Source organism: Flavobacterium sp. (assembly GCF_046155325.1).
Taxonomy (GTDB): domain Bacteria; phylum Bacteroidota; class Bacteroidia; order Flavobacteriales; family Flavobacteriaceae; genus Flavobacterium.
Window position 1 is genome coordinate 25,565 of the sequence record NZ_JBJXDQ010000096.1, and the last position, 12,136, is coordinate 37,700.

The 12,136-nt window shown below is 30.6% G+C and carries 10 protein-coding genes; 8 read left to right on the forward strand and 2 right to left on the reverse strand.

The features are described 5' to 3' along the window. Positions 1-4: 4 nt before the first annotated feature. Together ACKVOD_RS06560 and ACKVOD_RS06565 are read left to right on the forward strand one after the other, a co-directional pair. The gene (locus ACKVOD_RS06560) at positions 5-385 is read left to right on the forward strand and encodes a TraR/DksA family transcriptional regulator (protein ID WP_409208670.1); all 381 of its coding nucleotides are present in this window, start codon (positions 5-7) and stop codon (positions 383-385) included. Between the two features lie 109 nt (positions 386-494). Next, positions 495-1,103, forward strand: a complete 609-nt coding sequence (locus tag ACKVOD_RS06565) for a lipoprotein signal peptidase (protein ID WP_409208671.1) — start codon at positions 495-497, stop codon at positions 1,101-1,103. Between the two features lie 116 nt (positions 1,104-1,219). Here the strand turns inward: ACKVOD_RS06565 and ACKVOD_RS06570 are convergent, their stop codons facing one another. Beyond that, on the reverse strand, positions 1,220-2,551 hold the full coding sequence (locus tag ACKVOD_RS06570) for a hypothetical protein (protein ID WP_409208672.1): 1,332 nt from the start codon (positions 2,549-2,551) through the stop codon (positions 1,220-1,222). Positions 2,552-2,617: 66 nt separating this feature from the next. Beyond that, positions 2,618-3,181, reverse strand: coding sequence for a 5-formyltetrahydrofolate cyclo-ligase (locus ACKVOD_RS06575; protein ID WP_409208673.1), 564 nt, complete (start codon positions 3,179-3,181; stop codon positions 2,618-2,620). Between the two features lie 88 nt (positions 3,182-3,269). Between ACKVOD_RS06575 and uvrC the strand changes: the two genes are divergently transcribed. From uvrC to ACKVOD_RS06605, 6 genes are all read left to right on the forward strand, one after another. Then, positions 3,270-5,066, forward strand: coding sequence for an excinuclease ABC subunit UvrC (gene uvrC / locus ACKVOD_RS06580; protein ID WP_409208674.1), 1,797 nt, complete (start codon positions 3,270-3,272; stop codon positions 5,064-5,066). A 3-nt stretch (positions 5,067-5,069) separates the two neighbouring features. Continuing rightward, a complete protein-coding gene (locus ACKVOD_RS06585; RefSeq protein ID WP_409208675.1) occupies positions 5,070-7,268 on the forward strand; it encodes a patatin-like phospholipase family protein in 2,199 nt (732 codons plus the stop codon). Positions 7,269-7,676: 408 nt separating this feature from the next. Further along, on the forward strand, positions 7,677-8,462 hold the full coding sequence (locus ACKVOD_RS06590; RefSeq protein ID WP_409208694.1) for a DUF3108 domain-containing protein: 786 nt from the start codon (positions 7,677-7,679) through the stop codon (positions 8,460-8,462). An 81-nt stretch (positions 8,463-8,543) separates the two neighbouring features. Next, positions 8,544-9,761, forward strand: a complete 1,218-nt coding sequence (locus ACKVOD_RS06595) for a peptidoglycan DD-metalloendopeptidase family protein (RefSeq protein ID WP_409208676.1) — start codon at positions 8,544-8,546, stop codon at positions 9,759-9,761. A gap of 120 nt (positions 9,762-9,881) precedes the next feature. After that, positions 9,882-11,525, forward strand: a complete 1,644-nt coding sequence (gene pgi / locus ACKVOD_RS06600) for a glucose-6-phosphate isomerase (RefSeq protein ID WP_409208677.1) — start codon at positions 9,882-9,884, stop codon at positions 11,523-11,525. Between the two features lie 126 nt (positions 11,526-11,651). Next, positions 11,652-12,074, forward strand: a complete 423-nt coding sequence (locus ACKVOD_RS06605) for a hypothetical protein (protein WP_409208678.1) — start codon at positions 11,652-11,654, stop codon at positions 12,072-12,074. Positions 12,075-12,136 lie beyond the last annotated feature (62 nt).

Consider the following 12,136-nt stretch of genomic DNA (forward strand, 5'->3'; position numbering starts at 1 on the left):
GAAAATGACAGATGAAATTGCAAGATATTCAGACGCAGATTTGGCTGAGTTTAAAGGGTTAATATTAAAAAAAATAGCCAAAGCACAAGCCGATTTAGACTTGATAAAAAGCGCTTATATGAACGATTTAAATAATGGAACTGACGATACTTCGCCTACCTTCAAAGCTTTTGAAGAAGGAAGCGAAACCATGTCTAAAGAAGCCAACTCACAGTTAGCCATTCGTCAAGAAAAGTTTATTCGTGACTTGAAAAATGCTCTTTTTCGTGTAGAAAATAAAACCTATGGAACTTGTAAAGTAACAGGGAAATTAATTAGCAAAGAGCGATTAATGATTGTTCCTCATGCTACAATGAGTATAGAAGCTAAGAATTTGCAACGATAACAATTAAAAAATTCCAAATTCCAAATCCCAATAATAACGTATTAAATTATTGGGATTTGGGATTTAATTTTTATAATTTATCTGCTTGTGCGCCATTAAAATTTATAAAATGAACTTACGAAATGCCTATCTGATAGTTTTCCTCATCTTACTTGCAGATCAATTTACCAAAATATTTATCAAAACCAATTTTGTTTATGGGGAAGTTGGTCAAATAGACGTAACCAACTGGTTTAAAATATTATTAATAGAAAACGAAGGAATGGCATGGGGAACCGTGATTCCTGGAGAATATGGTAAATTGTTTTTGACTCTTTTTAGGTTAATTGCTGTTACAGGAATTGGATACTGGTTGTGGGATTCTGTAGAAAGAAAACACAGTTCTAATTATTTGATTGTGGCTATTTCACTAATTCTTGCAGGCGCTTTTGGAAACATTATTGACTCCGTTTTTTATGGTGTTATTTTTGACGATAGTTATGGTCATTTAGCTATATTATTTACAGATAAACCCTATGGGACTTGGTTTCACGGCAAAGTAGTTGATATGTTATATTTCCCATTATTCGAAGGGAATTGGCCAAGTTGGATACCAGTTATAGGTGGTAATCAGTTTAAATTCTTTAATGCTATTTTCAACATTGCCGACATGGCTATTTCTACAGGAGTTGGGATATTAATATTCTTTAATAAAAAAGCTTTTCATCATCAGCATTAGGAGCTATTTCCTGCTATTCGCTGCAATCTTTTTTTCGGTAAAAACCTCAAAAAAGGATTTTCGCTGCTATCAGGGCTAGGGATTTGGGGAGCTTAGAAATTTATTTGAATAGATAATTAAGTGTTGGCTTTTATTTCTTCATCAATGTTCAATATTAATGCTTCTTTATTTTTCAATCCTTTAACATTGTCTAGAAGTATTAAAAAAACATCAACAATACTTGTTTGTAATAATCTTAGCTTTTCTATTTCAATGAAGTTTTTTATTGATTTATGTGTCATTTTATGTCTAATTTCATACATATCAGTTAAACAGTCATATAATGATTGTCTGAGTTTTTTGTCGTTTCTGTATATTAGTTGGCACATTCTTTTTTTACATTTATTCTCCATTTTATATGTTTCTTCATCGAGTAAAAAAATACTTTCTGTTATCATTATTAAATGAGAAACCCTTAAATGCAAATCATTTTCCATCATACATCTAGAATAGAATTGTATTGAGGAAATTATTTTTCTTTCTAAATCGCTTTTTTCGTTTTTAGTAAGTAAATAACCGAAAAGCTTCAGCATATTTTCCCTTATACCTTCTATCATTTCATTTTTAATCACAAACGTTCCTCTATTTGTTTGCACTGAAATCTTAAAATCAAATTTTTTATCTGATTCTATAGATAAATGTTCAAAACTAAAAGGCAGTCTGCTTTCAAGTTCAATATTACATTTTTCGTTTGGGAAATAAACAGTGGGAGATAAAAGTTTAATAATGTCTGTTGCTAGACAAACATTATCGTATGCCAATTCTTGTGCTTTAGATTCTTCGGCTTCTACTTCTGATAAAACAAACACTTGACCTTGATATTTTCTAAATAAAGAATTAAAACTTTCTTCAGAAGTATTCATTTCTTTTGACTTTTTATCCCAAAATTCATCAAAAAATTCTTTGGTAAAAAAAGTAAACTCAACATCTCCAATTTTGAATGATTTTTCGATGTCAAGATTTAAAATCGGGAAATAGTATTTGATTTTTTTTATGTCAGTATTTAAGCAACTTTCAATAAATGGCAATAAATCAGATTTTGTTTTTTTGTTTTTATAAATATCAATAATCCAATACAATGTTTTTTCCTTTAAATATTCTATAGAAACTGTTTTATATAATGAGTTCCATAAAGATATTTTATAAATAAATTTATAAAAATTTACGTATTCAGAATCTATGAATCCATATTTAATCCCATCAATTGAAATATAGATTTTTGTTTCAGAATATTCAGGCATATACTGCCTTTCAATTATTGGAGAATTTATAAAATTATCTGAAAGATCTACATATTGTAAATGGTCAGAAGATCCATTCCATTTTCCTTTTGGAGTTGGTGCTTCTGAAAAAGACAACATTTTTCCAATAAAATTGTAAGACTCTATATTTATTTCATTTTCTTTCAAATGCAGTTTTTGTATGGTGATAACGCCAAATCTAAGGCGTATTGAGATTGTATTCTGCTAAGGTAGTTAAAACCGATAAACTCCATTTGGTGTAACACAATAATCAAGCTTTAAGTCGTTTATAAATACATCCTCAATTAGTTCTTCTGAATCAAAGAAGGAAAGTCCAATTTTTATAGTTTCGGGTTTGCATTCCATCAAGAATTTGTCGTAAAATCCTTTGCCATAGCCTACTCGATGTCCAGTTTTGTCAAAAGCCAAAAGCGGTACAAAAACCACATCAATTTTGTTGGCAGGAACTTTTAAACCATCAATAGGTTCGGGAATATTGTATTCGTTTTTCTTTATTTTGGTATTGTCTGTTAATAGAAAATGAGTCATATTTAGAGTTTTAAAATCACTTTTCGACACAATAATTTCTTTGTCTTTTCCAGAAAGAAGATGCAAGATATACTCAGTGTTAACTTCTTTTTGTTCTATAATAGGCAGAAAAATATGGAAATATGTTTTCTCCCAAACAGGAAGCTTCAGCACTTCATTAGCAATTACCAAACTCATTTGTTCCAAATCTTCTTCTGAGAGTTGGTTTCGCAAGGCTTTGTATTTAATTCGCAATTCTTTTTTAGTCATAATTTTTTTAAAAGATAAAAGTAGCTAAAATACGAATCTCTTTATGCGAACTTATACATTTTGGTCTTGAATTTATTAACTTTGTTCTATGATCAACCTAACCCTCGAACTTCAAATACAAACCTTACCAGACGGGCCTGGCGTTTATCAATATTATGATAAGGATGGTAAAATTTTATATGTTGGCAAAGCCAAAAACTTAAAAAAAAGAGTTGCTTCTTATTTCAATAAAATTCACGACACTGCCAAAACGAATGTTTTGGTTAAAAAAATTGTAACCATAAAACACATCGTTGTTCCTACAGAAACAGATGCACTTTTACTAGAAAACAACTTAATTAAAACGCTACAACCTAGATACAATGTTTTGTTGCGAGACGACAAAAGCTATCCATGGATTTGCATCAAAAAAGAACCATTTTCACGGATATTTTCAACTCGAAGATTGGTAAAGGATGGCTCGGAATATTTTGGACCGTATACTAGTTTCAAGACAGTGAGCACAATTTTGGAATTGATAAAAGAATTATATCCGCTACGAACTTGCAATTATGATTTAAGTAAATCAAATATCGAAAGTGGGAAATTTAAGGTTTGTTTAGAATATCACATTGGCAATTGCAAAGGGCCGTGTGAGGGTCATGAAACTTTAGAAAATTATCAAAAACAAGTGAATGCTGTTCGAGAAATTCTAAAAGGGAATTTTAAAGAAAGCATGAAAGATTTTAAGAAGCTCATGATCAATTTGGCTAGTGACTTGCATTTTGAAGAAGCCCAAAAAATCAAGGAAAAAATAGAAATTCTCGAAAATTACCAATCTCGTTCTACGATTGTTAATCCAAAAATCACAAATATAGATGTGTTTTCGATAGTATCTGATGAAGGTGCGGCATTTATAAACTTTCTGCAAATTTCACATGGTTCGATAATTCGCTCCCATACTATGGAAATCAAAAAAAAGCTGGACGAAACCGATGCCGAATTATTAGAACTAGCGATTATTGAACTCAGGGAACGGTTTGGGTTATTGTCTAAAGAAATCATTGTTCCTTTTGAAGTTGATTTGGGGTCAACCCTAAAAATAACAGTTCCTCAACTTGGAGATAAGAAACAGATTTTAGATTTGTCTATTCGAAATGCTAAGTTTTACAGAATAGAACAATTAAAACAACTTCAAATTGTAGATCCAGATCGTCACGCCAATCGTATTATGGCTCAAATGCAAAAAGATTTAAGATTACCATTTGAGCCAAGGCATATCGAATGTTTTGACAATTCAAATATTCAAGGCACAAATCCCGTAGCAGCTTGTGTTGTTTTTAAAGATGGGAAACCCAGTAAAAAAGATTATCGCCATTTTAACATCAAAACCGTCGAAGGACCTGATGATTTTGCTTCGATGACCGAAGTGGTTTACAGAAGATACAAACGATTATTAGATGAAAACGAACAACTACCACAACTTATTATTATTGACGGTGGAAAAGGACAATTGTCATCGGCATTAAAAAGTATTGACGAACTAGGTTTGCGTGGAAAAATTACGATTATTGGTATTGCCAAAAGACTTGAAGAACTTTTTTATCCAGGGGATTCAATCCCGCTGTATTTGGATAAAAAGTCGGAAACTTTGAAAGTTATCCAGCAATTGCGAAATGAAGCCCATCGTTTCGGAATCTCGCATCATAGAGACAAAAGAAGCAAAGCAGCACTAAGCTCTTCTATTGAAAATATACCAGGAATAGGCGAAAAAACGATGCTTACTTTAATACAGCACTTTAAAAGTGTTAAAAGATTGAAATTGGCTACAGAAAAAGAAATTTTAGAAGTAGTTGGAGTTTCAAAAGCCAAAAAAATTACCGACTTTTACAAGACTAATACTTAATAAATGAAAAAGACAGTCTTATTCGTTTTTCTCTTTTTCAGTGTCATATCTGTTTTTTCACAAGACACCATCAAAAGACCTAAAATAGGATTGGTTTTAAGTGGTGGTGGTGCAAAAGGATTTGCACATATTGGTGTTTTAAAGGTTATTGAACAAGCAGGAGTAAAAATTGACTACATTGGCGGAACTAGTATGGGAGCAGTCGTTGGAGGACTTTATGCTTCTGGATATAATGCAACACAAATTGACTCAATATTTAGAACTATAAACTTTGACAAATTATTTCAAGATTATACACCCCGAAATTCCAAAAATTTTTATGAGAAGAAAAATGACGAATTATATGCTTTTGTATTGCCTTTTAATAAATTTAAAATCGGTATTCCTGATGCCCTTTCAAAAGGAATGTATAATTATAATTTGCTGAGTTCATTTACTAGAAATGTAAGGTATGTTAGAGATTTTAACCAACTCAAAATTCCTTTTTTGTGTATTGCAACAAATATTGAAACCGGAGAACAAGTTATATTAGACAAAGGAAATTTAGCGCATGCTATGATTGCTAGTTCTGCATTTCCTACTTTATTTTCGCCAGTAGAAATCAACGGTATGTTACTTGTTGATGGGGGCGTTACAAACAATTATCCTATTGAGGAGGTTAGAAAAATGGGAGCTGATATAATTATTGGAGTCGATGTTCAAGATGGATTATTGAGTAGAGAAGAACTAAAACAAGCCACAAAAATTTTAAGTCAGGTCACCGTACTTCAATCAATTGAAAAAATGAAATTGAACATAAAAGACACCGACATTTATATAAAACCAGATATTAAAAATTACGGCTTAATTTCCTTTGATAAAGGATTAAACATTATTCAAAAAGGAGAAGAAGCTGCTTTTGAAGTTATAGAGCAATTAAAAAAATATGGAAATAAAGAGTATCATACTACTTCCCAAAAAACAATTTCGGATAGTCTAGAAATTAACAATATTTATATCAATAAACTAAAAAACTACACCCGGTCTTATGTCAAAGGAAAACTAGGGTTTATAGAAGGAGATAAAATTAGTTACGATCAATTGAGAACTTCCATTGACAATATTAATGCGACTCAAAATTTTAGCGCTATAAATTATTACTTTGAGGAAAATAAATCAAAAGATGATTTAAAACTTTCTTTGACTGAAGCTACAAATCACACTTTTTTAAAATTTGCTTTGCATTATGACGATTTGTTTAAAAGTGCAGTTTTAGTAAACATTACTCAGAAAAAGACATTGTTTAAAAATGACATCACATCTTTAGATCTTGTTTTGGGAGATAATTTAAGATATAATCTAGATTATTATATTGACAATGGATTTTATTGGAGCTTTGGTTTTAAATCACATTTTAATCAATTTAATAAATATGTTTCCAAAAAGATGACGGGTTTAAGTCTTGATTTTCCCGATATAAAAACTATAAATATTGATTATGATGATTGGACAAATCAAGCCTATGTGCAAACATTGTTTGCACATAAATTTTTATTAGGAGTTGGAGCTGAAATTAAAATATTAAATATAAACACTAGAACTTCAAAAGAACTTTCAACAATTATTGATAAAAGCACTTACTGGAGTGTTTTTGGTTATATGAAGTATGATTCCCTTGACAATATATACTTCCCTAAAGCAGGTTGGTTTTTTTCTGGAGATATTCAATCTTATTTAGCTTCTTCAAATTATACTAACACCTTTACCCCATATTCTATTGCAAAAGTAGATTTCGGAATCGCTAGAAAAATTTCTAAAAACACTTCAGTTCGATTTCAAACCGATGCTGGTGTTTCGATAGGAAGTTCAAGTGTGCCTTTTTTTAATTTTAGTTTTGGGGGATATGGATTCAACGGCATAAATAATTTTAAGCATTTTTACGGATATGATTTTTTGAGTCAATCAGCTAATAGTTATCTAAGATCAACTGCGACAATTGATTACGAAATATTCAAAAAAAATCATATTAACCTAACAGCTAATTACGCAAATATTCAAGATAATTTATTTCGTACAGTCGGTTGGGTTTCTATTCCCAGACATTCAGGTTATGCACTTGGATACGGCTTAGAAACTTTGATAGGTCCATTAGAAATAAAGTATTCTTGGTCACCCGAAACCAGAAAAGAGTTTACCTGGATTAGTGTTGGGTTTTGGTTTTAACCTTTTTATAATTGGAAAATCCCTGAATTTATCGTTGTTATCCTTGAAAAATTAAATATTCCACTAATTCTCTCTGATTTTTATTTAATATTTTGACAAATAAATTTAAAGGAACGCTAAAAAAGCCCCTTTTTTTTATATAATGTAAAAAAATAACTTATTTTAACAACTATGTTGACAAATCTTCTGTTAAACTTTAATTTTACCTAAAAAAACTATAAACTTATGTATCTTTGTAACGGAATTAAAAGGGGTGGTTTCCTTTTGATTTTCATATAAATTTCATAATTTATATTTTTTGGTTAGTTAATAGCATAAAAACTCGGTCATTATTTGACTGAGTTTTTTTGTTTTAATACATTTGGAACAGAATTTGTATTTGCCGTTAAAACATAATTCAAACAGATGATAAAAAAGATAATTATTGCATTGTTATTTATTGTAACGGTAAGTTTTGATTCCCAAAGGGAAGATGCCTTTGAAGTAGGCGAATTGTTTAAATTTAGGATTCACTATGGAATTTTAAATGCGGGTTATGTAACAGTTGAGGTTAAAGATGCTGTAATAAGTAATAAGAAAGTTTTCCACGTCATAGGAAAAGGATACACCACAGGAATGTCTCGATTTTTTTTTAAAGTAGATGATTTATACGAAAGCTATTTTGATAAAGAAACGGGAATACCTTACCAATTTGTTCGAAAAATTGATGAAGGAGGGTATACAAAAAACCAAGAAGGTTTTTTTAGCCATACAGAAAACAAAATCTTTGTAAAAGATTATAAGAATAAAACACAGAAAACCCTTGAAATTCCTAAAAATTCTCAAGATATTCTTTCTGCCTTTTATTATTTAAGGAACCATCCTAATATCGATAAATTAGTTCCTGGAGAATCCGTAGTTATTGATATGTTTTTTGATGATGAAACTACAAAATTTAAACTCAAATTTTTAGGACGTGAAGATATAACAACTAAATTTGGAGTGATACCGTCAATGATTTTTAGACCACTAGTTCAGTCAGGGCGTGTTTTCAAAGAAGAAGAAAGTTTGACAGTATGGGTCTCTGATGACAATAATAAATTACCTCTTCGTATCAAAGCAAGTCTAGCCGTCGGGTCTATAAAAGCTGATTTAGACGCATTCAAAGGATTGAAATATTCTTTCAAAGTAAAAAATAAAAAAACATTCGATTAATTTAATTCCCTATCTTACCTTGTTGAATATATATTTCATGTGAGGGTTCATAATACTAATAAATTGCCAAATACACAGACTTTGAAAAAAGTATCTTTATTTATATTTTTTTTGTTTTCATTGATTTCTTGTCGACAATCAGACGCCATCAATATAATTCCTGATAATGAATCTTCTAAAGCAGTTAATAATTTTGGATTCAGTTTTAGTGATTTTAATGTTATGCACGATACTATTCAAAGCGGAGATACATTTGGAAGTATTCTAGACAATCAAAATCTTGAAGACAAAAAGGTGTATGATATTATAGAAAAAGTAAAAGATAGTTTTAGCGTAAAAACAATTAAAATAGGAAAACCTTTTACTTTATTAAGATCTAAAGACCGCTATAAAAAGTTGCAAGTTTTCATTTATCAACCTGATAAATCCAGTTATTATGTAATTGATTTTAGAGATTCTATTTTGGTTTATAAAAAAACAAGACCTATGCGATTCAAGCAACGAACCATTACAGGTAAACTCCATGGGTCGTTGTCAGAAGCATTAAGCAAACAGCGTGTTGATGTTGGATTAGCCAATAAGTTGACAAAAGTATATGCTTGGTCAATTGATTTTTTTAAGTTAAAAAAAGGAGATAAATTCGGAATAACTTTTACCGAAAGGTATATTGACGATACAATTTATGATGGAGTCGATAGTTTAAAAGCCGCTTTTTTTGAGTATAAAGGAAAATTAATTTATGCATTTCCTTTTGCTCAAAATCAAAATTCTGAAAAAATTGACTATTATGATGAAGAGGGAAAAGCACTAAAGAATTTTTTCTTAAAAGCACCATTAAAATTTGTTAATATAACTTCGCGTTTCTCAAAAAATAGATTTCATCCCGTTCAATTAACTTGGAAAGCCCATAAAGGTACAGATTATGCTGCGCCTACTGGTACGCCAATCATGACAACAGCTTCTGGGGTTGTAGAGCAAACAGGATATACAGCGGGTAACGGAAATTTTGTAAAAGTAAAGCATGATATTACCTATGCTACTCAATATTTACACCTATCCAAAATTTTGGTTCGTAAAGGACAAAGAGTTAATCAAGGTAGTGTTATAGGAAAAGTGGGTAGCACGGGACTAGCTTCGGGACCACACGTGTGTTATCGATTTTGGAAGAACGGGGTTCAAGTAGATGCTTTAAAACTAAAATTACCCAATTCTCAATCTATGGATAAACAAAATTTACCCAGATTTATGTCTCAAATTAAACCTTTAAAAAAGGAATTGGATAGTGTCGCAAGCTTATAAACTAATGAGCATAAATTGTCAGTATTTAACATAATTAAGAGGCGATTATTTACAAACTAATAGTGTAAATTTGTAATTCAGTTGATAAAAGAAAAGCATTAATATTTAACTTTAAGCAAAATGGGATTATTAAATTCAAATCCAACAAAAACTGCCGCTTGGCAAAATATTCAAGATCATTTTAAAAAAATGCAACATGTTTCGATGAAATCATTATTTATTGAAAATGATTCAAGAGCTTCAGATTTTCATGTTCAATGGAATGATTTTGTCGTTGATTATTCAAAAAATATTATTAATCAAGAAACACTTGATTTATTATTTCAGTTAGCAAACGAAGTTCAATTAAAAGATGCTATCGCTAAATACTTTGATGGAGATATTATTAATCAAACCGAAAACAGAGCCGTTTTACATACTGCTCTGCGCGCCAACGAATCTTCAAATATAAAAGTAGATGGTGAAAATGTAATGCCTGAAATTTTCAGAGTTAAAAATAAAATCAAAAACTTTACAAACGAGGTAGTTGGAGGAATTAGAAAAGGATATACCGGAAAACCATTTACAGATATTGTAAATATAGGAATTGGCGGATCAGATTTGGGACCAGCAATGGCAGTTGAAGCCTTACAGTTTTACAAAAATCATTTGAATGTGTATTTCGTTTCGAATGTTGACGGGGATCATGTTAACGAAATTATTAAAAAGCTAAATCCAGAAACTACGCTATTTGTAATAGCTTCCAAAACATTTACAACTCAAGAGACACTAACAAACTCAATTACTATCAAAAAATGGTTTTTAGAATCTGCTACCCAAGATGATGTAGCCAAGCATTTTGTGGCAGTATCAACAAATATTCAAAAAGTTACGGAATTTGGAATAGATTCTGACAACGTTTTCCCAATGTGGGATTGGGTTGGAGGAAGATTTTCTTTGTGGAGTGCTGTTGGACTTTCGATAAGTTTGGCAATTGGTTTTGATAATTATGATGCTCTATTAAAAGGCGCAAACGAAATGGATTCCCATTTTAAAACAGCTGATTTTGACAAAAACATCCCAGTTACTCTTGCTTTATTAAGTGTTTGGTATAATAATTTTTTTGGTGCCGAAAGCGAAGCCCTGATTCCATATACCCAATATTTACAAAAATTGGCGCCTTATTTACAACAAGGCACTATGGAAAGCAATGGAAAAAGTGTTGGAAGAGACGGAAATCAAATTGATTATCAAACAGGTACTATTATTTGGGGAGAACCAGGGACCAATTCTCAACATGCTTTTTTTCAATTAATTCATCAAGGAACAAAAATGATTCCTGCAGATTTCATTGGGTTTGTAAAACCATTGTACGGGAATGAAGATCATCACGATAAATTGATGTCTAACTTTTTTGCACAAACCGAAGCTTTAATGAACGGAAAAACAGCCGCGCAAGTTCAGGCTGAATTTGACAAACAAGGACTTTCTGAAGCAAAAGCAAAAGCATTATTGCCTTTTAAAGTTTTCGCCGGAAACAAACCTACAAATACTATATTAATTCAAAAACTCACGCCAAATTCATTAGGCTCATTGATAGCGATGTACGAACACAAGATTTTTGTGCAAGGCATTATTTGGAATATTTTTAGTTATGATCAATGGGGGGTAGAATTGGGCAAACAATTGGCCAATTCTATTTTAGACGAAATACACTCTAAGACTGTAAATGAGCATGACAGCTCTACGACATTTTTATTAAATCATTTTTTGAAAAATAAATAAGGATTAGTAAACTAGAATTATATTTTTTGATTCTAGTCAAATAGTTATAAAAAGGTGTTCTTGATGCAAGAATGCCTTTTTTTTATCCCCTTTTTTATTATATTTGTTGAAACAAAAAATTATTTTATGTACTATTTTATTCAAAAATTTCACTCTGGCTGGGCTTATTTAGCCCTTTTACTTTTGATAATAACAGTTGTAAATTCAGTTATTGGACTAGTTTCCAAAAAAGAATTTACTCCGATAGACCGAAAAATAGCTATTTTGGCACTAGCCAGTATTCACACCCAAATAGTAATAGGAATAATTTTGTATTTTGTCTCTCCATTGGGTTTTTCTTCATTAGGACAAATGTCGGACAAAGCTTTACGTTTAACTTCTTTGGAGCATCCATTAATCAATATTATAGGAATTACTTTGATTACAATAGGTTGGGTCAAACATAAAAAATTAACTACAAGCGAATCAAAATTTAAAACTTTTTCTATTTATTATGGTTTAGGTTTAGTGCTTATTTTGAGTAGAATCCCTTGGGGGATGTGGTTTTAGAAAACTTTTTCTTGATAAGGATATTTTTATAAATAGTTTTTTCTAAAACTAATTTCAAAAAA